The organism is Actinomycetospora sp. 2LY8.5 (assembly GCF_057180585.1).
In genome coordinates, this window is record NZ_JBXUHE010000020.1 from 62,609 (window position 1) to 85,523 (window position 22,915).

At 73.1% G+C, this 22,915-nt stretch carries 25 protein-coding genes; 11 read left to right on the plus strand and 14 right to left on the minus strand.

The window, feature by feature from the left end:
* Window positions 1–132: 132 nt before the first annotated feature.
* Complete coding sequence (locus tag AC2A1K_RS20595) at window positions 133–738, plus strand: sulfite oxidase-like oxidoreductase (protein WP_483898185.1); 606 nt, start codon at window positions 133–135, stop codon at window positions 736–738.
* Entirely contained in the window at window positions 701–1,462 is a 762-nt protein-coding gene (locus AC2A1K_RS20600; RefSeq protein WP_483898186.1) for an FAD-binding oxidoreductase, read from the plus strand. The genes AC2A1K_RS20595 and AC2A1K_RS20600 overlap by 38 nt, the downstream gene beginning before the upstream one ends.
* Window positions 1,463–1,543: 81 nt before the next feature.
* Here AC2A1K_RS20600 and AC2A1K_RS20605 read toward each other — a convergent pair whose 3' ends face one another.
* Window positions 1,544–1,873 (minus strand): UBP-type zinc finger domain-containing protein, encoded by a 330-nt coding sequence (locus AC2A1K_RS20605; protein WP_483898231.1) that lies wholly within the window; start codon window positions 1,871–1,873, stop codon window positions 1,544–1,546.
* 7 nt (window positions 1,874–1,880) lie between these two features.
* The gene (locus tag AC2A1K_RS20610; RefSeq protein WP_483898232.1) at window positions 1,881–2,375 is read right to left on the minus strand and encodes a GNAT family N-acetyltransferase; all 495 of its coding nucleotides are present in this window, start codon (window positions 2,373–2,375) and stop codon (window positions 1,881–1,883) included.
* A gap of 30 nt (window positions 2,376–2,405) precedes the next feature.
* Here AC2A1K_RS20610 and AC2A1K_RS20615 point away from each other — a divergent pair, with 30 nt between their 5' ends.
* On the plus strand, window positions 2,406–3,104 hold the full coding sequence (locus tag AC2A1K_RS20615) for an SDR family oxidoreductase (RefSeq protein WP_483898187.1): 699 nt from the start codon (window positions 2,406–2,408) through the stop codon (window positions 3,102–3,104).
* Here the strand turns inward: AC2A1K_RS20615 and AC2A1K_RS20620 are convergent.
* Window positions 3,101–4,402: a hemolysin family protein gene (locus AC2A1K_RS20620; RefSeq protein ID WP_483898188.1), complete on the minus strand. Its 1,302-nt coding sequence runs from the start codon at window positions 4,400–4,402 to the stop codon at window positions 3,101–3,103. The two genes, AC2A1K_RS20615 and AC2A1K_RS20620, sit on opposite strands and share 4 nt — an antisense overlap.
* Before the next feature lie 176 nt (window positions 4,403–4,578).
* Between AC2A1K_RS20620 and AC2A1K_RS20625 the strand changes: the two genes are divergently transcribed.
* The gene (locus tag AC2A1K_RS20625; RefSeq protein WP_483898189.1) at window positions 4,579–4,836 is read left to right on the plus strand and encodes a hypothetical protein; all 258 of its coding nucleotides are present in this window, start codon (window positions 4,579–4,581) and stop codon (window positions 4,834–4,836) included.
* 4 nt (window positions 4,837–4,840) lie between these two features.
* Here the strand turns inward: AC2A1K_RS20625 and AC2A1K_RS20630 are convergent, their stop codons facing one another.
* Window positions 4,841–4,999, minus strand: coding sequence for a hypothetical protein (locus tag AC2A1K_RS20630; protein WP_483898190.1), 159 nt, complete (start codon window positions 4,997–4,999; stop codon window positions 4,841–4,843).
* Between the two features lie 77 nt (window positions 5,000–5,076).
* Between AC2A1K_RS20630 and AC2A1K_RS20635 the strand changes: the two genes are divergently transcribed.
* Window positions 5,077–5,559, plus strand: coding sequence for a CGNR zinc finger domain-containing protein (locus tag AC2A1K_RS20635; protein ID WP_483898191.1), 483 nt, complete (start codon window positions 5,077–5,079; stop codon window positions 5,557–5,559).
* 95 nt (window positions 5,560–5,654) lie between these two features.
* The gene (locus AC2A1K_RS20640; protein WP_483898192.1) at window positions 5,655–5,852 is read left to right on the plus strand and encodes a hypothetical protein; all 198 of its coding nucleotides are present in this window, start codon (window positions 5,655–5,657) and stop codon (window positions 5,850–5,852) included.
* 62 nt (window positions 5,853–5,914) lie between these two features.
* Here AC2A1K_RS20640 and AC2A1K_RS20645 read toward each other — a convergent pair whose 3' ends face one another.
* Entirely contained in the window at window positions 5,915–6,946 is a 1,032-nt protein-coding gene (locus tag AC2A1K_RS20645; RefSeq protein WP_483898193.1) for an AraC-like ligand-binding domain-containing protein, read from the minus strand.
* A gap of 226 nt (window positions 6,947–7,172) precedes the next feature.
* Between AC2A1K_RS20645 and AC2A1K_RS20650 the strand changes: the two genes are divergently transcribed.
* Window positions 7,173–9,308 (plus strand): molybdopterin-containing oxidoreductase family protein, encoded by a 2,136-nt coding sequence (locus AC2A1K_RS20650; RefSeq protein ID WP_483898194.1) that lies wholly within the window; start codon window positions 7,173–7,175, stop codon window positions 9,306–9,308.
* A 29-nt stretch (window positions 9,309–9,337) separates the two neighbouring features.
* Here the strand turns inward: AC2A1K_RS20650 and AC2A1K_RS20655 are convergent, their stop codons facing one another.
* From AC2A1K_RS20655 to AC2A1K_RS20685, 7 genes are all read right to left on the minus strand, one after another.
* A complete protein-coding gene (locus AC2A1K_RS20655) occupies window positions 9,338–9,619 on the minus strand; it encodes a hypothetical protein (protein WP_483898195.1) in 282 nt (93 codons plus the stop codon).
* A complete protein-coding gene (locus AC2A1K_RS20660) occupies window positions 9,603–9,788 on the minus strand; it encodes a hypothetical protein (RefSeq protein WP_483898196.1) in 186 nt (61 codons plus the stop codon). Before AC2A1K_RS20660 ends, AC2A1K_RS20655 begins: the two co-directional genes overlap by 17 nt.
* Window positions 9,789–9,990: 202 nt before the next feature.
* Entirely contained in the window at window positions 9,991–10,644 is a 654-nt protein-coding gene (locus tag AC2A1K_RS20665; protein ID WP_483898197.1) for an O-methyltransferase, read from the minus strand.
* Complete coding sequence (locus tag AC2A1K_RS20670; protein ID WP_483898198.1) at window positions 10,641–13,139, minus strand: HAD-IC family P-type ATPase; 2,499 nt, start codon at window positions 13,137–13,139, stop codon at window positions 10,641–10,643. Before AC2A1K_RS20670 ends, AC2A1K_RS20665 begins: the two co-directional genes overlap by 4 nt.
* A 141-nt stretch (window positions 13,140–13,280) precedes the next feature.
* Entirely contained in the window at window positions 13,281–13,892 is a 612-nt protein-coding gene (locus AC2A1K_RS20675) for a TetR/AcrR family transcriptional regulator (protein ID WP_483898199.1), read from the minus strand.
* A gap of 45 nt (window positions 13,893–13,937) precedes the next feature.
* Entirely contained in the window at window positions 13,938–15,131 is a 1,194-nt protein-coding gene (locus AC2A1K_RS20680; RefSeq protein ID WP_483898200.1) for a cytochrome P450, read from the minus strand.
* Window positions 15,128–15,805, minus strand: coding sequence for a TetR/AcrR family transcriptional regulator (locus AC2A1K_RS20685; protein WP_483898201.1), 678 nt, complete (start codon window positions 15,803–15,805; stop codon window positions 15,128–15,130). The genes AC2A1K_RS20680 and AC2A1K_RS20685 overlap by 4 nt, the downstream gene beginning before the upstream one ends.
* 58 nt (window positions 15,806–15,863) lie before the next feature.
* Here AC2A1K_RS20685 and AC2A1K_RS20690 point away from each other — a divergent pair, with 58 nt between their 5' ends.
* Window positions 15,864–17,576: an MFS transporter gene (locus AC2A1K_RS20690; RefSeq protein ID WP_483898202.1), complete on the plus strand. Its 1,713-nt coding sequence runs from the start codon at window positions 15,864–15,866 to the stop codon at window positions 17,574–17,576.
* On the opposite strand, the gene AC2A1K_RS20695 is transcribed toward AC2A1K_RS20690, so the two are convergent.
* Window positions 17,573–18,175, minus strand: a complete 603-nt coding sequence (locus tag AC2A1K_RS20695; protein WP_483898203.1) for an FMN reductase — start codon at window positions 18,173–18,175, stop codon at window positions 17,573–17,575. The genes AC2A1K_RS20690 and AC2A1K_RS20695 overlap by 4 nt on opposite strands.
* On the minus strand, window positions 18,175–19,278 hold the full coding sequence (locus AC2A1K_RS20700) for an LLM class flavin-dependent oxidoreductase (RefSeq protein WP_483898204.1): 1,104 nt from the start codon (window positions 19,276–19,278) through the stop codon (window positions 18,175–18,177). The genes AC2A1K_RS20695 and AC2A1K_RS20700 overlap by 1 nt, the downstream gene beginning before the upstream one ends.
* A gap of 196 nt (window positions 19,279–19,474) precedes the next feature.
* Here AC2A1K_RS20700 and AC2A1K_RS20705 point away from each other — a divergent pair, with 196 nt between their 5' ends.
* From AC2A1K_RS20705 to AC2A1K_RS20715, 3 genes are all read left to right on the plus strand, one after another.
* Window positions 19,475–21,094 carry an FAD-dependent monooxygenase gene (locus AC2A1K_RS20705; protein ID WP_483898205.1) on the plus strand — a complete coding sequence of 540 codons (1,620 nt, stop codon included), beginning with the start codon at window positions 19,475–19,477 and terminating at the stop codon, window positions 21,092–21,094.
* Between the two features lie 73 nt (window positions 21,095–21,167).
* Complete coding sequence (locus AC2A1K_RS20710; RefSeq protein WP_483898206.1) at window positions 21,168–21,566, plus strand: hypothetical protein; 399 nt, start codon at window positions 21,168–21,170, stop codon at window positions 21,564–21,566.
* A 90-nt stretch (window positions 21,567–21,656) separates the two neighbouring features.
* Window positions 21,657–22,814: a hypothetical protein gene (locus AC2A1K_RS20715; RefSeq protein ID WP_483898207.1), complete on the plus strand. Its 1,158-nt coding sequence runs from the start codon at window positions 21,657–21,659 to the stop codon at window positions 22,812–22,814.
* The last annotated feature ends 101 nt before the right edge of the window (window positions 22,815–22,915 follow it).

Below are 22,915 nucleotides of genomic sequence, written 5' to 3' on the forward strand. Positions count from 1 at the left end.
CACCCACGTGTGTGGAGCGCGACGCGCCAGGCGAGGAGTCGTCGCAGTCACCCTGGAACGGTCGTCCGAAGGGCCTCACGGTCGCTAGGTTCGACCGTGGGCGACCCGCGACCAGGGAGTGGGGTGATCGTCGTGGCGACCACACGTGGGTTCCTCGGGCGACGGCGGGAGCGGGATCCGCGCCTGCCGCCCGGACAGTACGACGTCGGGGCGGGGTGGCCCGTGCTCACCGCGGAGGCGACGCCGCGCGTCGACGCCGACAGGTGGACCGTCACCGTCGACGGGCTGGTGGACGAGCCGACGACGTGGACGCTGCGGGAGCTGCGCCTGCTGCCGCCCTCGGTGTACGCGGGCGACATCCACTGCGTGACGACGTGGTCGAAGCTCGACACCAACTTCACCGGCATCTCGTTCGACACGCTGCTCGACGCGGTCGGCGTGCAGCCCGAGGCCACGTTCGTCGTCGAGACCTCGACCACCGGCTACACCACCAACCTCCCGCTGGGCGACGTGCGCGGCGGCAAGGCGTGGCTGGTCTGGGAGCACGAGGGCAAGCCGCTGACGCGCGACCACGGCGGGCCGGTCCGGATGCTCGTGCCGCACCTCTACTTCTGGAAGTCGGCGAAGTGGATCGAGCGGATCACGCTGCTCGACCACGACGAGCCCGGTTTCTGGGAGGTGAACGGCTATCACGAGCGAGGTGACCCCTGGCGGGAGCAGCGCTTCGACGGGGACTGACGCCTTCGCGGTCCCGGACGACCGCGCCGGCGGGCCGAACGACCGCCGCGCCGCGGCGACGTGGCGCGACGCGCGCGTGGTCGAGGTCGCGCACCCGGGGGCCGACGCCGTGGTGCTGCGGCTCGCCGTCCCCGAGCGGGTCGCACACCATCCCGGGCAGCACTACGTCGTGCGCCTGCGCGCGCCCGACGGCTACACCGCGCAGCGGTCCTACTCGGTCGCGTCGGCGCCCGGTGACGACCTGATCGAGCTGTTCGTCGAGCGCATCTCCGACGGCGAGGTGTCCACGTTCCTCGCCGACGTCGTCGAGCCGGGCGACGAGCTCGAGGTGCGCGGCCCCATCGGGCGCTGGTTCGTCTGGAACGGGCGCACCCCGGCGATCGCCGTCGGCGGCGGCAGCGGCGTCGCCCCGCTGCGCGGCATGCTGCGCCACGCCGCCGACCTCGGGCACCCCGAGCGCCTGCGGATGGCGGTCAGCGCGACGACCCGGGCGCGCCTGCCCTACGTCGACGAGCTCGAGGCCGCCGGTGCCCGGATCGCCCTGACCCGCGAGCCCGGGGGCGGGCGCCTCGACCCGGCCACGATCGCCGGGCTCGTCGATCCCGACGCCACCGTGTACCTCTGCGGCTCGGCGCGCTTCACCGGCGCCATGGAGACGCTGCTCATGGACGCCGGCCAGCCCTCGAAGACGATCCGCGTGGAGCGCTTCGGACCTACTGGGTGAGGCGGAGCCGCACCGCGCCGGAGATCGCCGGGCAGTGTGACCGAGGAGCGCCGGCGTGTGGCATCTCCTTGGGACGACAGCTCAGTGCAGCCGGCGCTGCCAGTCCTTCGGTACACGGTCGGCCGGGCCCGGGACGCCCTGGTCCTCCGGGTGGTTCTGCGCCCCGGCCAGGACGGGGCCGTGCCCGACCGAGCCGTCGCGGTCGTCGAAGAACCAGTCCTCGCCGGGCTCGAAGCTCGTGAGGATCGGGTGACCCTGCTCGCGGGCGTGCCGGGTGGCGTGCTGGCTCGGTGACGAGTCGCAGCAGCCGATGTGACCGCACGCCGCGCAGCGGCGCAGGTGGAACCACCAGCCGCCGTTCGCGTCGCACTCGAGACAGCCGGTGCCCGACGGTGCCGCGTGCGGGTCGATCTCTTCGTCATGACGCCTCCTGACGGTGCGGTTCGCCCAGCCCGAGCTCCTGGCGGTCGTGCGCGGGCACGTCGGCCAGGTACTCGGGGTGCTGGCCCAGCCACCGCCGGGCGTAGGGGCAGCGCGGCACGACGGCGACGCCTTCGGCCCGCGCGGCGTCGAACACCGCGCGCACCAGCCGGCCCGCGAGCCCGCGGCCGGCGTAGGCGTCGTCGACCTCGGTGTGGATCAGGACGATCGCCGCCGGCACGTCGCTGCCGCCCCGCCGCCGGTGGTACACGACCTGCCCGGCCTCGGCGCCGTCGACGCGCAGCAGGAACGCCCGGCGGTCCGGCTCCTCCCGCACATCGATCTCACTGTTCTCGTCCATCTGCTCATCCTGCTCCCGGGATGCCCCCGGCGCCGGTGACGTGGAGCACCCGGCGTTGACGGCGCTCAGCGCGTGGCGAAGTATCTGGACCGATCGGTCCAGGACCGATCGGTCCGAGCGAGGAGGAGCCATGAGGGACGCCACGGTGGAGAGGCTGGACCGATGATCATCTCGGGGACGAACGCGCTGGTCACCGGAGCCAACCGTGGCCTCGGCGCCGCGCTCGTCGAGGAGCTGCTCGCCCGGGGCGCGGGCACCGTCTACGCCGCCGCACGCGACCCCCGCGGCGCGGCGCACAAGGACCCGCGCGTGGTGCCGCTCCGGCTCGACGTCACCGAGCTCGCGACCGTCCGCGCGGCCGCGGAACGCGCGAGCGACGTCGACATCCTCGTCAACAACGCCGGGGTCAGCGGGGCCGGCTCGCTGCTGACGACCGACCCCGAGCGCGCCCGCGCCGAGATGGAGACCAACTTCTGGGGACCCGTGGCGCTCGTGCGGGCGTTCGCCCCGGTCCTCGCCCGGCGCGGTGGCGGCGCCGCGGTCACCGTGCTGTCCGCGCTGTCGTGGGCGGCGATGCCCGCCGCCGGCTCCTACTCGGCGACCAAGGCGGCGGTCTGGTCGTTCACGAACACCGCCCGGGCCGGACTGCGCGGCCAGGGCACCCAGGTCGTCGGGGTGCATCTCGGCGTCATGGACACCGACATGGTCGCCCACCTCGACGTCCCGAAGATCGCCGCACCGACGGTCGCGCGGCTCATCGTCGACGCCGTGGAGTCGGGCGCCGAGGAGGTGCTCGCCGACGCCCCGAGCCGCCTGCTCAAGGAGGCACTGGCGGGCCCACCGAAGGGGCTGGAGATCTAACCGTCCTCGGTGGCCTCCTCGCGCACCAGCGGGGTGATCCGCACCCGGGACACGCGGTGCCCGTCGACGGCGGTGACGACGAAGCGGTGGTCGAGCTCCTCGACGGCGTCACCGACCTGCGGGGTGCGCCCGAGCAGCTGCAGGACGAAGCCGCCGAGGGTGTCGAACGACCCCTCGGGGAGCTCGATCCCGGTCTGCTCGGCGACCTCGCTGCGGTGCAGCAGCCCGTCGAGCTCGTGCGGGCCGTCGGCCGGCGCGCGGGCGGCGTGGGCCGGGTCGTACTCGTCGCGGATCTCGCCGACGATCTCCTCGACGAGGTCCTCGACGGTGACGATCCCGTCGGTGCCGCCGTACTCGTCGATGACGAGCGCGAGGTGCCCGCCGCCGCGCCGCAGCAGCGAGAGCGTGTCGATCACGGGCTTGCTGCCGGGCAGCACGGTGATGGAGCGGGCGATGTCGCGCAGCCGCGGCGACTCGCCCTCGGCCGTGACGTGGGCGGTGAGCACGTCGCGGACGTGGACGAAGCCGAGCACGTCGTCGACGGACTCGCCGATCACGGGATAGCGCGAGTGCGGCCGGTCGGAGATCTGCGCGACGGCCTCGGCGGCGGTGAGGTCGGCGTCGAGGAAGTCGACCTCGGTCCGCGGGACCATCACCTCGGAGAGCACCCGGTCGGTCGCGGCGAAGGCGTCGGTGACCAGGCGGCGCTCGTCGTCGGTCAGCGTGCTGGTGGTGCGCACCATGTCGCGCAGCTCGTCCTCGCTGACCTCGTCCTCGGTGTGCTTGGGGTCGACGCCCAGCAGGCGCACGACGGCGTTCGTGGACACCGAGAGCAGCCAGATCAGCGGGCGGGTGAGCGAGGCGAGGCGGTCGAGCACCGGGGCGGTCGTCAGCGACACGCCCTCCGGGTTCTGCAGGGCCAGCCGCTTGGGCACGAGCTCGCCCGCGACGAGCGACAGGTACGACACGAGCGCCGTGACCAGCACGAGGGCGACGGTCGCGGCGAGCGCCACCGGCAGGCCGAGCCCGGTCAGCCCGGGCTCGAGGCGCCCCGCGAGGGTCGCGCCGCCGTAGCTCGAGGCGAAGAACCCGGTGAACGTGACGCCGATCTGGACCGCGGACAGGAAGCGGTTGGAGTCGCCGCGCAGGTGGGCCACCGCGCGGCCCCGCTTGCCGCGCTCGGCGAGCGCGGACACCTGGCTGGAGCGCAGCGACACCAGCGCGATCTCGGCGGCGGCGAAGAACCCGCCGATCAGCACGAAGAGCAGCACCAGCCCGAGCTCGAGCGCGACGTCCACCACACGATCCTGCCAGTCGTGAGGTATCGGTCTGGTGATCAGGGTCGGCGGCGTCCTCCGGGACCTCCGGGACCTCCGGTCCGCCGGGTCCGCCGGGGTGGCGGCCGCTGTCGCGGTGTCGAGAACGCCGGACCGGCTCCGTCCCCGGGGTGCAGACCGCACCCGAGGAGGACGACATGACCACCACCACGGCCGACGAGCTCGCCCAGCCCGGCGCCCAGGAGCTGCTGCGCACGGCGCTGCTGGCCCGGATCGCCTACACCGGGACCGCGAAGTCGCTGGACGGGATCGACCCCGTCGAGTTCGAGCGTGCCGTGCGGGCGACGTACCCGCAGATGGTGCGCATCGTGATCACGCCGCGGTGGGCGCGCTTCCACGACTTCGGGCAGGGGCGGGTGCCGGGCTTCCTCGCGGAGCTGGCGGGCGGCGCGTGACCGGTCAGGCGGCCGCCCGCAGCGGCGAGCAGGACGCGGTGGGCGCCGCGAGCACCTCGACGCCCTGCAGCGTCCGCCAGCGACCGCACCGGCAGCGCTGGTAGTGCACGGGCCCGTCGGCGGTGCGGTGGGTGGAGACGGTCAACCACTGGTGTTCTCTCATGGCGTCCACCGTGGTGTCATGGTCTTGTGCACCTCAACCCTTACGGGCGTGACGCCGTTCTCCTGGCCGTGGACCTCGTGAACCGCCCCCCGGCGACCGCCGCGGAGCTCGACGAGCGCTGCCGGGCCGCCGGTCTCGACGTGGACCGCCCTGCGGTGGACCGTGACCTGGACGCGGTCGGTGCGTACCTCGCACGCTGGGTGGCGGTCGTGGACGCCGACACCCCTGACGCGCGCGCCGACCTGCTCAACACGCTGCTGGCCACATCGACCGCGCACCCCCGTCTCACCGACCACGCCGGCTCCGGCTGGCACATCCACTACCGCGACGACGACATGACGCTCGCCGCGCTGCTGCGCTCGCTCGTCAGCGTCGGGACCGCGCTGCACCTCACCGCGCGCGGCATGCACCGGCTCGCCCGGTGCGCCGCGGGCGGCTGCGAGCAGGTGTTCGCCGACGTCTCGCGCACCGGTCGGCAGCGCTACTGCACGCCGGCCTGCGCGAACCGCGACGCCGTGCGTCGCCACCGTGCCGGAGCGGGGGCGGTCGCGGGCGCGTAACGTGGGTCACAGCGGTCCGGCGTCCGTCGGTCCGCGGCACAGCGGTGACAACGGTGTCACCGATGGGTCATCGACGGGTCATCGGAGGTACTCGCATGACCGACGCGAAGCGCGAACCCACCGCTCCCCGCGAGCGGCACGACAACGACGAGCCCGTCCCGGCGGGCAACCGCTCCGGCCTCGTCGAAGCCGCACGGATGTGGGCACGCCAGCAGGGGCTCGCCGTCCCGGCCAACGGACCGCTCCCGCGGGAGATCATGGCGGAGTACAAGCGCCGGCAGACCTGGGAGTAAGGGGCATCAGCCCTCCCGGAGGACGGCCCGCTCGTCCGCGGTGAACACGACCCGGTCGGCGCTCATGATCGGTATTCGCTCGGACGGTGGCGCAGGCGGAACGTGCTCGGCGGCTCGTGGAACGTCTCCTTGAACGCCCGGCTGAACGCGGCGAGGTCGCCGAAGCCGCACCGCAGGGCGATCTCGGTGACCGACAGGTCCTCCAGGCGCGGGTCGGCGAGCTCCCGCTGCCCGTGCTCGAGGCGCCGGCGGCGCACCAGCCGCCCCACCGTCGTCGAGGCCTCGGCGAACGCCCGGTGCAGCTGGCGGGTCGAGACGAAGTGCGCCCGCGCGATCGTCTCCGGACAGAGGTCGGGGTCCTCGAGGTGCTCGGCGACGTATCCCTCCACCCGGGCCCGCAGCTCCGCGGCGCCCCGGGAACCGGGGAGGCGGTCGGCGTGCAGGGCCTCCCCGGCCACGGTGCCCAGGAGGTCGGCGAGCTCGGTGGCCAGACGCGCGCCGGCGCCGGGCGAGAGCTCGGGCGGCGCGGCCACCACGTCGGCGAGGGTGCGGCCGACGATCGCGCCGAGGCGGTCACCGCCCAGGGCGCGGGCGGTGGCGGCCCGTGAGGTGGCGTGGTCGATGCCGACGAGGTCGCGGGGCCAGGTGAACACCAACATCCGCCAGTCGCCCCGGAACTGCCAGGCGAACGGCCGCCCCGTCTCGTAGATCGTGTAGGCGCCGGGGCCGAGCAGGGCCTCGCGCCCGTCCTGCCGCACCACCGCCTCGCCGCGCGCCATGAGGCCGACCTGCAGGTAGTCGTCGGGGTCGTGGCGCGCGAGCCCCGGGGTGCGCACGCACTCCTGCCCGGTCGAATCGACGGTCGCCACGGCGAGGTGCCCGACGAGGCTGCTGCGCACCGCACCGTCGAAGCGGTCGTCGGGCGCGGCGTTCACGTCGAGGGCGACGAAGTGCTCGCGCAGGAGGTCGCGCCAGCCGTCGAGGCGGTCGGCACGCCCGCGCACCTCCGGCACCTCGGGCGCGCGCGGGACCCCGACATCAGGGCGAGCGTGGGGACGGGCGAAGGGCCCCACGGGGCGGGTGGTGGTCGCCACGGGCGGCTCCCGGGTGGGGGAGGGGACGAGGAGGCCGACAACGGCGGCGGTCGCTCGACGCTAGGGAACCCCGCCTCGCCGGTCAACGGCGCGTCGTTCCGTCGCGGAGCGACAAGCGCCCGAGCGCGGCGGGTGGTCAGGCTGTCACCGGCGGTCGCCCCGCCCCTCGGGGCGACCGCCGGACAGCTCTGGCCCGCACCCGAGACCACCACTCCGGGAGGCTGACGTGACCGCCCTCGACGACCTGCCGCTGACGCCCACCACGACCTCGGTGCGCGCGGCGTGTCCGCACGACTGCCCCGACACCTGCGCCATGACGGTCACCGTCGAGAACGGCGTGGCGACGGGTGTCCGCGGCGATCCGGAGCACCCGATCACCCGCGGCGGTCTGTGCGTCAAGGTCAACAACTACCAGGACAAGGTCTACAACCCGGACCGTGTCCTGCACCCCCTGCGCCGCACCGGGCCCAAGGGCGGCGGGCGCTTCGAGGAGATCAGCTGGGACGAGGCGATCGACACCATCGCCTCGACCTTCACGGCGAAGATCGCCGAGCACGGCGCCGAGACCGTGATGCCGGTGAGCTACCTCGGCACCCAGGGCATCCTCAACGGTCTGTCGGTGGGCGACGCCTTCTTCCACCGGCTCGGCGCGACGATCACCGAGCGCACCTACTGCGACTCCGGCTCCTGCACCGCGTACGCCGCGACGATCGGCGCGACCGCGGGCGTCGACCCCGAGAGCATCGTGCACTCCCGCTACATCATCATCTGGGCCTGCAACATGGTCTCGACCAACCTGCACCTCTGGCCGATCGTCGCCGAGGCACAGAAGCGCGGCGCGAAGGTCGTCGTCATCGACCCCGTCCGACACAAGACCGCCCGGCGCGCCGACTGGTACATCCCGATCCGTCCCGGCACCGACGGCGCCCTCGCGCTCGCCATGATGAACGTGATCATCGACGAGGGCCTGACCGACGAGGACTACGTCCGCGACCACACCGTGGGCTACGAGGAGATGGTCGAGCGGGCCCGGGACTACACGCCGGAGTGGGCGTCGCAGGAGACCGGCATCCCGGCCGAGGACATCCGCACGCTCGCCCGGGAGTACGCCACCACCGATCCGTCGCTGATCCGCATCGGTGTCGCCATCGAGCGGCACGCCGGCGGCGGGCAGACGGTGCGCTCCATCGCGTGCCTGCCCGCACTGGTCGGGGCGTGGCGCCACGTCGGCGGCGGCCTGCTGCAGCTCCCGCTCTGGGCCCACCCGGTGAACTGGCCCGCCTTCGTCCACCCCGAGTTCGCGACGCCCGGCACGCGCGTGGTCAACCAGTACCTGCTCGGGCGGGCGCTGACCGGAGAACTCGCGCTGGACCCGCCGGTGTCGGCGCTCATGGTCTACAACTCGAACCCGATGGTGGTCTGCCCCGAGCAGGAGAAGATCGCCCGGGGGCTGGCCCGCGAGGACCTGTTCACGGTGGTCAGCGACCACGTCCTCACCGACACGGCGCGCTACGCCGACATCGTGCTGCCGGCGACCACCCAGCTCGAGCAGCACGACATCATGTTCAGCTGGGGCCACTTCTACGTCACGTTGAACACCCCGGCCATCGAGCCGCTGGGCGACGCGATCCCCAACACCGAGCTGTTCCGCCGGCTCGCCGCCGCGATGGGCTTCGACGACGAGTACTTCCGGCTCACCGACTCCGAGCTGCTCGAGCAGTCCTACGACTGGTCCTCGCCGGTCATGGAGGGCATCACGCTCGAGTCGTTGCGCGAGGCCGGCTGGGCCCGGCTCAACCTCCCGAGCCCCGACGAGTACCGCCCGCATGCCGAGGGCGGGTTCCCGACGCCGTCGGGCAAGACCGAGTTCCGCTCGTCGACCCTCGAGGCGGCCGGCAACTTCGTCGTCCCGCTGTTCCGCCAGCTCTCCGAGGAGTTCCAGCCCGGCGGGGTCGTCGACCCGCTGCCGCACTACGTGGCTCCCCGCGAGACGGGTGACAGCCACCCGCTGAACCTGCTCTCGCCGAAGTCGCACGCGTACCTCAACTCGAGTGCCGGGGACCAGGCGATGCAGAAGCGCGTGCAGGGCGAGCAGACGGTCACGCTGCACCCCGCCGACGCGCAGGCCCGCGACATCGTCGACGGCGCCTACGTGTCGGTGTTCAACGACCGCGGGCGCTTCGTCGCGCTCGCGCGGGTGAGCGACGAGGTGGTCCCGGGCGTGGCGGTCGCGCCGATGGGGGCGTGGCCGAAGAACGCCAAGGACCAGAGCACGGTCAACGCCGTCAACCCGTTCGTCTTCGCCGACCTCGGCAACGCGCCGACGTTCTCGGACACGCGCGTCGAGATCGCGCCCGTCTGAGAGGACTTCTGAGAGGACTTCTGAGAGGACTACCGGGCGGCCAGGACCCCGCTGTCCTGATCGCCCGGGGTGCGCGGAGCCGGCGCGGCGGGCGTCCCGTCGAGGGCGGCGAGCATCCGGCGGGCCGCACGGTCGGCGACGTCGGTGACCGCGTCGGCGTCCCGTCCCCGCCCGACCGCCCGGAACAGCTCGGCGAGCGCGGCGACGGCCGCGGGCGAGAGCATCAGGCCGCCGTCCGGGACGGCGCGCGGGGCGAGGGCGGCCGCGGCGCGGGTGCAGGCGGCACCCGGGGTGTCACCGTCCCCGGACACGGACCGACTCCGGGACGTCGGCGGCCACCGTCGCGGCCGGGGTGTCGTGCCAGACCCGCTGGAAGGAGCTCGCCTTCGCGGTCGTGCTCTTCCCGGTTCCGGGTGCGGCCTTCGCGGGCCGCAGCGACTCGGCGCGCGCCACCTCGGCGCGCCAGTGCAGGTGCCACATGGGCGGGGACCTCCTCGTCCGCCACCGGGACCCGTGCTCGCGCGCCCGTCCCGGGGACGGCGCCGGCGCTCACGGAGGGTCGACCGTGGCTCGCGGACTGAACACGGCACCCGCGATGGTGGTCCAGATCACGCACGGCTCGCCACGCGAGCGAAGCCTGAACCGAAACAGCACCTCATCGGTGCTGGACCCTTGACGCCGGTCACCGCACGGTGGCGAGCAGGACGCCGTCCCATCCCTTCCGGTCGACGATCTGCAGGGCGGTCGCGCCCTCGAGACGGGGGTCGGTGTCGACGAGCTCGACGACCTCGTGCACGCCGCGCACCGTCGGGGAGTCGTCGTCGGGGTCGGCGACGCGGCCACCGCGCACGACGTTGTCGACGATCACGAGTGTGCCCGGCCGGCACAGCGGCAGCGCGGCGCGGACGTAGCCCGCGTTGTTCTCCTTGTCGGCGTCGATGAACACGAGGTCGAGCGGCCCGGCCACGGTCGGCAGGGTGTCGAGGGCGGGGCCGAGGAGGATCTCGACGCGGTCGCCCACGCCGGCCTCGTCGACGCAGGTGCGGGCGACCTCGGCGTGGTGCGGGTCGATCTCGAGGGTCGTCACGAGACCCTGCGGGCCGACCGCGCGGGCGAGCCAGATCGTCGAGTAGCCGCCGAGGGTGCCGACCTCGAGCACACGGCGCGCACCTCCGAGCCGGGCGAGGGTGGCCAGGAAGGCGCCCTGCGCGGGAGCGACGGCGATGTCGGGGAGCCCCGCGCCGCCGGCCCGTCCGCGCGCGGCGCGCAGGGTGGCGTCCTCGAGGTGGAGGTGGTCGGTGAACCAGGCGTCGACGTCGTCCGCAGTCGGGGTCATGTCTCGACCGTAGGCCGGTACAGCCCGAGGACGCGCTCGAGCACACGGTACCGGAGCACCAGGGACAGGCTCACGAACCACAGCACCAGCCCGATCGCCGGGTACTCGACCACGGGTGGGTCCGGCGCGGTGAGGCCGAAGTACTCGCGCGTCGCCGGCACGATCAGGACGATCACGAACGCGACGAACAGGCCCAGCGCCAGCCACGTGGGCCGGCGGTCGCCGCTGACGGGCCGCCACGCCGTGAAGACCCGGTGCGGCGGTTCGAGCAGCAGGATGAGCACCATCGCGGTGACCGAGACGAACACCGACATCCCCGACTGGGCGCCCAGGGTCGCCGAGGCCTCGGCGAAGTCGGCGTCGACACCGTAGGTCAGGCCCGTGTACTGCTCGAACAGTTCGACGGCACGAGCCTGGGGCGTGGTGTCGGTGAAGCCGTACAGGATCTGCCCGTAGAGGTAGGCGTAGATCGCGGTGGCGAAGCCCGCGGTGATCACGCCGACGGGGATGACGAACCGCGCCAGCGACACCAGCAGGTCCTCGGCGGGCGGTTCCGGGCGCGCCCACATCGTCAGGAAGAACGTCGGCAGGCCGACGGTGAACAGGGTCAGCCCGACCTGGGTCGGGGTGTAGGGAAAGCCCAGCCCCAGCAGCGTCACGGTGAGGATGACCAGCATCTGCGTCGCCACCCGCGACAGGAACAGGTACATCGACGAGCCGACGCCGGCGATGATGCGGCGGCCCTCGGTGCGCGCGGGCGGCAGCGTCGTGAACGAGTCGTCGAGCAGCACGATGTCGGCGACGTCGCGGGTCACCGAGCTGCCCGAACGCATGGCCACCCCGACCTGCGCGGACTTCAGCGCGCGGGCGTCGTTGACGCCGTCGCCGACCATCGCGACCTGGTGGCCGCGCCGGCGGAGCGAGGCGACGATCTGCTCCTTCTGCTCCGGGGCGATCCGGCCGAAGACGCCGTGGGTGTCGACGGCCTCGTCGAACGCCTCACCCTCGAGCGTCGCGAGCCGGGGCCCGGCGATCGCCGGGGCGTCGAGCCCGGCGCGGCGGGCCAGCGCAGCGACGGTGTCGGGGTCGTCGCCCGAGATCACCTTGACCGCCACGCCCTCGTCGGCCAGGCCGGTGAGGACGTCGGTGACGCCCTCGCGCAGCTCGTCGGCGAGCGCGACGAGGGCGACACCGTGGAGCCGCGGCAGCGTCGGCCGGCCGTCGGCATCGCGCAGCGGGCCCGTGCCCCGGGCCAGCACGAGCACGCGCAGGCCCTGGTCGGTGCGCCGGCGCACGGCGTCCTCGGCCGTGAGCGCCGGGTCGGTGAGCGCGGCGCGCAGCGTCGAGGGCGCGCCGAGCACGAGCGCGGTGCCGTCGGCGAGCGTGATCCCGCTCCAGCGCAGCGACGAGCGGAACTCCACCTCGTCGACGACCTCCGCGCGGTCCCCGGACAACGACGTGTCGGCGGCGAGGGCGGCGGTGGTCGCGTTGGGGGCGGCCACCGAGCGGGCGAAGGTGCCGAGCAGCGCCCGCGCGCCCGCCTCGTCGCCCCCGTCGGGGACGACCTCGGTCGTCGTCAACCGCCCGCTCGTCAGCGTCCCGGTCTTGTCGGTGCACACGACGTCCACGCGGCTGACGGCCTCGACGGCGTTGGTGCGCTGCACCAGCGCCCCGCGCCCGGCGATCCGCGCGGCGCCGACGGTGTAGGCGACGGCGATGAGGAAGAACAGTCCGTAGGGCACCAGGCCCGAGAGCACCGCGGAGGTCTGGACGAAGCGCAGCACCGTGGACCCGTCGAGCGCGGCCTGGGCGAGGATCGCCCCGCTCATCAGCACCACGAGCAGGATGAGCAGGCGCACCACCAGCTCGATGCGCCACTGCAGGGGCGTGAGCACGGTGGTGTCGGCGCGCGCGGCGAGCGTGAGGCGTCCGGCGTGGCTCTCGGCGCCGACGGCCTCGGCGCGCTGCAGTCCTTCGCCGCCCGCGCACGAGCTGCCCGACAGCAGCGGATCGCCGACGGTCTTGCCGATCGGGTCGGACTCGCCGGTCAGCAGCGACTCGTCGGCCTCGAGACGGCCGTCGACGAGCGGCCCGTCGACGACGATCTGGTCGCCGGAGCGCACCCGCACGAGGTCGCCGACGACGACCTCGGTCGGCGACACCGTCCGGTCCTCGCCGTCGCGCACCACGGTCACGGGCTCGCGCGCGAGCAGCTGGAGCCGGTCGAGCTGGCGCTTCGCGCGCAGCTCCTGCACGGCGGCGAGCGCCGCGTTGATGATCCCGAGACCCACGCTGACCAGGGCGTCGCTGTAGCGCCCGAGAGCGAGCAGTGCGAACCCGATGACGAACAGCGTGTTGTTGTAGAACGAGAAGACCGTCGTGCGCAGGATGCGGCCGGTGGTCCGTCCGGACCCCGAGACGGGCGTGTTCGCCCGGCCCCGCCGGGCGGCCTCTCGCGCCTGGGCCTCGCTGAGCCCCTCGAGCGTCGCGGTCACGGGAGGATGATCCCGGCCGTTCCGAGCGACGGGACCTGTGGGTCGTATCGACGGGCGAGGGGCGCCCTTCGCCGGAACGCCGGCGGGTGGGCGCGGGTCGCCGCCACGGCACCCTCGAGCGATCGTTCGGGAGAGGTCGCGTCAGCCGTCGGGGCGCAGCGCCCGGCGCCACTGCTCGGTGACGTCGCGGCGCAGGCGTTCGGTGTCGACGCCGTCGGTGTCGACGAGGCGCTGCATACCGATGCCACGGAGCTGGCCGACGACCGCGACGGCGACCGCCTCGGGGTCCGCGTCGGCGCGGATCTCCCCGGCGTCCAGGCCCGCGTCGATGTCCACCCGGAGGTCGGCGCGGAATCCGCGATCGCGAGCCCGGAACGTCTCGGCGAGCTCGGCGGTCGACGCCGCCTCGGCCCAGAGCAGCAGGAAGGCGCGGTTGGCGGTGCCCAGCCTGGTGAGGGCGTGCAGGTAGCCGTCGACGAGGGCGAGCAGGCGCTCGAGCCCCGGCGCCATGTCGTCGAGCCCGGGGACGAACCCGCCCTGGATGGTGCTCGCGAGGGTGTCGACGAGGCCCTGCTTGGAGCCGAAGTGGTGGGTGACGATGCCGCGGCTGTAGCCGGCGCGCTCCCCGACGCGGGCGAGCGTCAGGGCGCGGACCCCGGACTCGACGACGATCTCCGCGGCCGCGGCCACGAGCGCGGTCTCGGTGTGCTCGCGGCGTTCCTGCTGGGTGCGGCGGCGGGGTGCGGCACTCACCCGCCCGACTCTAGCTTTCCGTGTCGGACGACAAGTCGATCGCGCTCACCACGCCACCGGCAGCCGCTCCAGCCCGTGGATGGCTTGCCGGGTGGCGAAGTCGACCTCGTCGTCGGGGATCGCGAGGTGCAGCGTCGGGAACCGGCGCACGAGGGCCGGGAACGCGATCCGCATCTCCATGCGCGCGAGCGGGGCGCCCAGGCAGTGGTGCACGCCGTGCCCGAAGGCGACGTGCGGCGGGCTGTCGCGGGTGATGTCGAAGCGCTCGGGGTCGTCGACGACCGCCGGGTCGCGGTTCGCGGTGGGCAGGTTGAACATCACGAGGTCGCCACGCCGGATCGTCACGCCCTCGATCTCGACGTCGCGCAGGGCCAGCCGCGGCGAGCCGCTGCTGACGATCGAGAGCCAGCGCATCAGCTCCTCGACGGCCGGCGCCACGGCGTCCTCGTCGTCGCGGACGCGGGCGAGCTGCTCGGGGTGGCGCAGCAGCGCGAGCGTGCCGAGGCCCAGCATGTTCGCGGTGGTCTCGTGCCCCGCGACGAGCAGCAGGTTCGCGATGCCGACCAGCTCCTCGGTCGTGAGGTCGTCGTCGTGCTCGCGGATCAGCATGCCGATGAGGTCCTCGCCCGGGTCCTGACGGGCGCGCGCGACCAGACCTTGCATGTAGGCGAGCGCGTCGGCTGCGAGGGCGGCGCGACGCTCCTCGGGCAGCCCGGTGTCGAGCTGGGCGCTGGTGCGCGCCTGGAACTCGTCCTGGTCGGCCGGGGGAACACCCAGCAGCTCGCAGATCACCAGCGAGGGGATCGGCAGTGCGTACTGCGACACCAGGTCGGCCGGCGCCCCGGAGCGCTGGAGCGCGTCGAGGTGGTCGTCGACGATCTCGGTGATGCGGGGCTCGAGGCGCCGCATCCGGCGCACGGTGAACTCGCCGGCGAGCATGCGGCGCAGCCGGGTGTGCTCGGGCGGGTCGAGGGAGAGCAGGTTGCCGCGGCGGTCGCCGGAGAGCTGGCGTGGGTCGCGGCGCACATCGCCGCTGAGGTCCTCGGGGGTCCAGCCGTTGGCGAACGTGTCGGCGTCGCCCAGCATCCGGCGCACGTCGGCCTGGCGCGTCAGCAGCCACGCCGGCGGCCCGAAGGGCGTGGGCACGCGGGCGATCGCGCCGCGGTCCCGCACCGCCTCCGCGTCGGGCGCCGGGCCGAAGCCGGTGCGGCGCAGGTCGAGGGGAGTCTCGGTGGTCAAGCGTGCTCCTGATCGGCCGAGTGGTGGTTCGGGGTGGACGTGACGGGGGCGAGCCAGACGCCGACGAGCACGTCGACGAGGCCGGTGGCGGCGTCGGCCCAGGTCGCGCGGGCGGTGGCGGCGCCCTCGGCGAGCGCGCGCTCGCGCTCGGCGGGGACGTCGACGAGGAGGTGGCGGGCGATGTCGCCGCGCTCGCGGGACACCGCGGGCGGCAGGCTCGGCAGGCAGGCGCGCAGCCCGTCGAGGATCCGGACCAGCACCGGCGAGTCGAGGTGCTCGTCGACGATGATCGCGCGCAATGCGGGGTCGGTCATCACCTGCGCGCCGAAGCGGGCGTACCAGGTCGGGGCGCCCAGCGCACCGAGGTGGTCGAAGGTCGGGCGCACGAGGCACTCGAGCCAGTCGCGCAGGTCGTCGCTCCCGGCGACACGGGTGATCATCTGCTCGCGGGCGCGCTCGATGGCGTCGCTGTGCCGGTGCACGATCGCGCGCACGAGGTCGGTCTTGGTGCCGAAGTGGTAGCCGACGACGGCCGTGTTGCCCTGGCCCGCGGCCTCGGCGACCTGGCGGTTGGACACCTCGTGGACGCCGTGCTCGGCGAAGAGCCGCTCCGCGGCGACGAGGATGCGCTCACGGGTGGCGGTGTTGCGGTCGGTCCGGGCCTTGGCGGGCACGGCATCGAGTGAACGATCCCACCCCGCCGATGTCAATCGCCTGAGTTAAATTGTTGGCGTGACCACCCCTCAGGCCGGCCGCGCCGCGGCCTTCGTCCCGGTGCTCGCGCTGGCCGGCATCACCGTCTCGCTGCAGCAGACGCTCGTGGTGCCGCTGGTGCCACAGTTCCCGCGACTGCTCGGCGCCCCGGCGGCCGACACCGCGTGGATCGTCACCGCGACGCTGGTGACCGCGGCCGTGGCGGTGCCGATCGTCGGGCGCCTGGCCGACATGGTGGGCAAGCGGCGGATGCTGCTCGTCTGTCTCGCCATGCTCATCGCGGGCTCGGTGGTCGCGGCGCTGTCGACGTCGCTGATCCCGCTGATCGTCGGCCGGGCGCTGCAGGGCCTGGCGACCGGCGTCATCCCGCTGGGCATCAGCCTCATGCGCGACGAGCTCCCGCCCGAGCGCCTCGGGTCGGCGACCGCCCTGATGAGCGCCTCGCTCGGCGTCGGCGGCGCGCTCGGCCTCCCGCTGGCGGCGCTCATCGCGCAGACCGCCGACTGGCACGTGCTCTTCTGGGCCGCCGGGGGGCTCGGGGTCGTCGTGCTCGTCGGGGTGCTCGCGCTGGTGCCGGAGTCGGCGCAGCGCGCGGGGGGCCGGTTCGACCTCGTCGGCGCGATCGGGCTCGCCGTCGCGCTCGTGTGCCTGCTGCTCGCGGTGTCGAAGGGCGGCACCTGGGGCTGGGGCAGCCCGACGACGGTGTCGCTGTTCGTCGTCGCGGGCGTCGTGCTGCTGCTGTGGGCCTGGTGGGAGCTGCGGACGCGTCAGCCGCTGGTCGACCTGCGGGTCAGCCGTCGTCGGCAGGTGCTGCTGACCAACACCGCGTCGATCGTCATGGGTTTCTCGATGTTCGCGATGTCGCTGGTCTACCCGCAGCTGCTGCAGCTGCCCGTGGAGACCGGCTACGGGCTCGGGCAGTCGATCCTCGTCGCGGGCCTCGTGCTGGCCCCCGGCGGTCTCTGCATGATGGCGATGTCGCCGGTGTCGGCGCGCATCAGTGCCGCGTCCGGCCCGCGCACCACCCTCATGCTCGGAGGGTTCGTCGTCGCCGTCGGCTACGGCATCGGCGCGGTGTTCCACGGGTCGGTGGGGGAGCTGGTGGTCAGCTCCGTCTTGATCGCCTGCGGCATCGGGCTCGGGTACGGCGCGATGCCGTCGCTGATCATGGCCGCGGTCCCGGTCGAGCAGACGGCGGCGGCGAACAGCCTCAACAACCTCATGCGCGCGCTCGGCACCTCGTTCGCCAGCGCGGTGGCCGGCGTGCTGCTGGCCTCGCTGGTCACCACGGCGGGCGTGCCGACCGAGGCGGCGTTCGTGCTGGTCATGCTGCTCGGCGCCGGGGCGGCCGTGGTCGCGGTGACGATCGTGGCCGCGATCCCCCCGCAGCGGCCGGTGCCGCGGACGACGGAGACGATCAGTGCCCCTGACGAGCCCGACGAGCCCGACCTGGTTCGGGGGGTGGTCCGCCACCACGACGCCCCGGCCGCCGGCGCGGTGCTCACCGTCGTCAGCACCGACGGCCACCAGCTCGGGACCGTCCGCGCCGGGGAGGACGGGGCGTTCGCGGTACGGCGCACCGGCCGCGGGCGCGCGCACCTGCTGGTCGTGCAGTGGTCCGGGATCGCCCAGGCCGAACCGCTGACCGGCACCGACGGCGTCGAGCGCGACGTCGACCTGGTGGAACGGACCCGGGGCGAGCGGAACGCGCCCGCCCCGGCCCGTGTCTAGCCCTTCAGGAGCTGCTCGAAGGGCACGGGGTCGGCGAACGGGTCGGCGACGGTGCCTGCCGGGCGCGCCGCGACGAGGTCGGCGAGCTCGCCCGCGGCGCGGGTGATGCGCTCGGCCGGCTCCGGGGCCGCCCCCCAGTCCTCCGAGGCCGCGAACACCCCGGTCGGCACGACCGTCGCGTGCAGGTAGGCGAACAGCGGGCGCATCGCGTGGTCCAGCGCGAGCTGGTGGCGCGCGGTGCCCGCCGTCGCGCCGAGCAGCACCGGGGTGCCCGCCAGCGCGTCGCGCTCGAGGACGTCGGCGAACGTCTTGAACAGGCCGCTGTAGGACGCCGAGAAGATCGGCGTCACGGCGATCAGCCCGTCGGCGCCGGCGACGGTGTCGAGCACCGGGCGCAGCGCGGCGTTCGGGAAGCCCGTGACGAGGTGGTCGGCGAGGTCGCGGGCGTGGTCGCGCAGCTCGATCACCTCGGGCCGCACGTCGACGCCGCGCTCGCCGAGCGCGCTCACCGTGGCGTCGGTGAGCCGGTCGGCGAGCAGGCGGGTCGACGACGGCACCGAGAGCCCCGCGCTGACCACCGCGAGGGTGCGCGTGCTCATCAGACGGTCACCTCCTGCGGGGTCTGCGCCGCGTCACGGGCGGCTACCAGCGACTCGTGGGTCGGCGCGTCCGGCACGTGGGCGGGCCTGCGCGCCGCGAACTCCTTCCGCAGCACCGGCACGACCTCCTCGCCGAGCATGTCGAGCTGCTCGAGAACGGTCGTCAGCGGCAGGCCCGCGTGGTCGATGAGGAACAGCTGGCGCTGGTAGTCACCGACGTAGTCGCGGAAGCCCAGCGTCCGGTCGATGACCTGCTGCGGGCTGCCCACGGTCAGCGGCGTCTCGCGGCTGAAGTCCTCCAGCGAGGGGCCGTGCCCGTAGACGGGGGCCTCGTCGAAGTAGGGCCGGAACTCGCGCACGGCGTCCTGCGAGTTCTTCCGCATGAACACCTGACCGCCGAGCCCGACGATCGCCTGGTCGGCGTCACCGTGGCCGTAGTGCTCGAACCGGCGGCGGTAGAAGTCGACCATGCGCCGGGTGTGGTCGGCGGGCCAGAAGATGTGGTTGTGGAAGAAGCCGTCGCCGTAGTAGGCGGCCTGCTCGGCGATCTCGGGACTGCGGATCGATCCGTGCCACACGAACGGCGCGACGCCGTCGAGCGGGCGCGGCGTGGAGGTGAAGCCCTGCAGCGGCGTGCGGAACTTCCCCTCCCAGTCGACCACGTCCTCGTCCCACAGCCGCCGCAGCAGCGCGTAGTTCTCGACCGCGAGCGGGATGCCCTGGCGGATGTCCTGCCCGAACCACGGGTAGACCGGGCCCGTGTTGCCGCGCCCCAGCGTGAGGTCGACGCGGCCGCCGGCGAGGTGCTGCAGCATCGCGTAGTCCTCGGCGATCTTGACCGGGTCGTTCGTGGTGATGAGCGTCGTCGCGGTGGACAGCTGCAGCCGCTGGGTGCGGCCCGCGAGGTAGCCGAGCGTCGTCGTCGGGGAGGACGAGAAGAACGGCGGGTTGTGGTGCTCGCCGAGGGCGAAGACGTCAAGCCCGACCTCCTCGGTCTTCTCCGCGATCCGCAGGACGGCCTGCAGACGCTCGGCCTCGGTGGGGGCACGGCCGGTGGTCGGGTCGGGGGTGATGTCGCTGACCGAGAAGACACCGAACTGCATGGCCCTGCGCTCCATTCGTTGACGTTTCAACCTGCACTGTGTCGAACGGTGGTTGACCTGTCAACTATTCCGGAGCTCGTTGACGCTCATCCGGCCTGTGCGTTGTACTCACCGTCATCGAGGGTCGCGCTGTCACCACGTTCGGCCCAGAGGTCGGGGTATCGCGAGTACGTCGTGTGACGAGCGGGAGCGTGCCGTGGGCGTGGACGTCAGTGTCGTCATCGTGGGAGCCGGGCCCGTCGGCCTGACCGCGGCGGTCGAGCTCGCCCGGCGCGGGGTGCGGGCGCGCGTGGTCGAGGCGCTCGCCGCGCCCCGGGGCTACGCGAAGGCCGTCGGGCTCCAGCCGCGGACCCTGGAGCACTGGGAGCGCAGCGGGATGCTCACGGCCGCGCTCGACGAGGTGCGCACCATGCGCGGCAACATCGTCTACCGGGACGGGGTGAAGGTCGCGCACGTCGAGCTCGCGCTGCCCCCGGACGTGCCCTACGGGTTCACCGCCCTCCCGCAGTACACGACCGAGCGCCTGCTCGCCGAGGAGCTGCGCCGCCACGGCGGCTCGGTCGAGCGCTCGACCGAGCTCGTCGGTTTCGAGCAGGACGCCGACGGGGTCACGGTGCGACTGCGCACGCCGGACGGCGAGGAGACGGTGCGGACGTCGTACCTGGTCGGCGCGGACGGCGCCCACAGCGTGGTCCGCCAGGGGCTCGGCCTGCTGTTCGAGGGCGACGCCTTCGACGAGGAGTACATGATCGGGGACGTCGTCCTGAGCTGGTCGATGCCCGCGGGCTACGGGGTCCGCATCACCCGTGCCCAGGCCGGCGGTCCCGACGACGCCCTCGTCGCCATCCCGTTGCCCGGTGCCGGGCGCTACCGCATCTCGATGCTGGCACCGCCCGAGCTCTCGACCCGCTTCGAGGGGGACATCGCCCACGGGCTCGAGGGGGGACGCGCACCGGAGCTCCACCACTTCCAGACCGTCGTGGACCGCCTCGCCCCGGAGCCGACGACGGTGTCGGACCTGCGCTGGTCGTCGGTGTTCCGCATCAGCCACCGGCTCGCCGACCGCTACTCCGACGGGCGCGTCTTCATCGCCGGCGACGCCGCGCACATCCACCCGCCGACCGGCGGGCAGGGCATGAACACCGGCATCCAGGACGCCGTCAACCTCGCCTGGAAGCTCGCGCTGGTCATCGACGAGGTGGCGGCGCCCGGCCTGCTCGAGAGCTATCACGTCGAGCGCCACCCGGTCGGCGAGGAGGTCGTGGGCCGCACCACCCGCCACGCCCGCGAGGGCTTCGAGACCGACGACCCGGCGGCGATGCTGCGGCGCGAGGCGCAGCTGCTGGTGAACTACTCCGACAGCCCGATCGTCGGGTCGGTCGGCGAGACGCTCGAGGTCGCGCCCGGCGACCGGGCGCCCGACGCGCGGGGGCTGCGCCGTCCGGCGGTGACCGACCCGATCCGGCTGCACGCCGTCCTCGCCGCCACCGAGCACGCCCTGCTCGTCTACGTCGACGACGTCGCCCAGATCGCCGAGGTGAACGCCGCGCGCGTCCACGCCGCGACCGTGCCGCTGCCGATGCGCGTGCACGTGGTCGCCGGTCCGGAGCTGGGCGCGGCGCTCGCCGCGGCCGGGGAGCCGTGCCTCGTCGACAGCGTCGGCGACCTCGCGGCCGTGTACGGGATGACCGGCGGCGACGCGGTGCTGGTCCGCCCCGACGGCTACGTCGGCTGGACCGCGCGCCCCATCATCACCACCGAGTTCGCCGGCTACCTGCAGTCCCTCGTGGGTACTGGTGATCAGGTGCCGCGGTAGGTGACCTGGCCCGTCGGACGCGCATCCGCGCCCTGATCGCCAGCGTGGCCCAGGGGCATCCGTCGGTGTGGCGATGACGTTGGAGCTCGGCGGCGGAGGGTCCAACTTCAAGCCGATCCCGATCGCGGGTGTCGACCCGGCCGGCGCCGACAAGCCCGAGCAGCTCCTCCTGGACGGCCAGCAACGAACCACGTCGCTCTACCAGGCGCTGTACTCGGGGCGGGTCGTGGACACCAAGGACTCGCGGGACCGCCGAATCAGGCGCTGGTACTTCCTCGACATCGAGAAGGCGCTGGCTCCGAACGCCGACCTCGAGGACGCCGTCGTCTCGATCCCCGAGGACCTGGTCGTCCGTGAGAACTTCGGCAAGGACATCGTGTCCGACCTGAGCACGACGGAGAAGCAGTGCGAGGCGGGAGCGTTCCCGGCGTGGATCGTCTTCGACTCCGACGCGACCACTGAGTGGATGTGAGCCTACGTCGAGGCCGAGATCGCCAACAAGGGCCGGTGGAAGGAGTTCCACAAGAAGGTCCTCAAGGAGATCACCGGCTACAAGGTCCCGGTGATCCGTCTGACGAAGGACACCTCCAAGGAGGCTGTCTGCACCGTCTTCGAGAAGGTCAACACCGGAGGTGTCCCGCTCAATGCGTTCGAGCTGCTGACCGCCACCTTCGCCACCGACGACTTCCCTCTGAAGGACGACTGGGCCCATCGAGCGGAGCGTCTCCATCGCAAGCCGGTCCTCCGCTCCCTCGAGAGCACGGACTTCCTCCAGGCCATCTCGCTCCTCGCGACCGGTGCTCGCCGCGACGACGGTTTGATCGAGCCGGGGTCGACCTCCTGCAAGCGCCGCGACATCCTCCGGCTGCGTCTCGAGGACTACCGTCGGTGGGCGGAGCCCGTCACGGAGGCTCTGGAGTGGTGCCACCAGTTCCTGGCGCACGAGCACTTCTTCCGGGCCGCGGACCTGCCCTACCGCACGCAGCTCGTCCCTCTCGCGGTCATCAGGGTCCTCCTGGGCAAGGACGCCGATGTGTACGCCACGCGGGCGATGATCCGCCGCTGGTTCTGGTGCGGAGTCCTCGGGGAGATGTACGGCGGGAGTACGGAGACGAGGTTCGCGCGGGACGTCGAGCAGGTCCCGGCCTGGGTGCGAGGTGGTCGACGCGAGCCCGGCACCGTCGGTGAAGCAGCCTTCTACGCAGCACGCCTGCTCACGCTCAAGACCCGCAACTCGGCTGCGTACAAGGGCGTGTACGCCCTCCTCATGAAGCGAGGGTGTCTCGACCGGGTCAAGGACCAGCCGATGGGTCTCTCGACGTTCTTCGACTACAAGATCGATATCCACCACATCTTCCCGAAGGCGTGGTGCGACAAGAACGGTGTCGACGGCGATCAGCGAGAGAGCATCGTCAACAAGACCGCGATCTCCTTCGACACCAACCGGATGATCGGCGGCGCGGCGCCGTCCAAGTACCTCGAGAAGGTCGAGAAGAAGTCGGGTCTCGAGGTAGCCGCGCTGGACCGGGTGCTCGGCACCCACCTCGTCGATCCTTCCGCGCTGCGAGCGGACGACTTCGGCTCCTTCTTCCAGGCCCGTCGAGCTGCGTTGCTGGAACTGATCGCCGACGCGATGGAGAAGCGAGCCATCGACGATGCGGCCGACGACGCCACGGAGGCGGCGATGTTCGAGCCGCAGGCGGCCGGACCCGGAAGATGAGAGGGGGCTGATGTCCGAACTCCCGGCGGCGTGACGCGCGACTGGAGGTACCCGCACCGAGCGGGGGATCGTTACCTTTTCGTGACCTGGCCTGGTCGGCT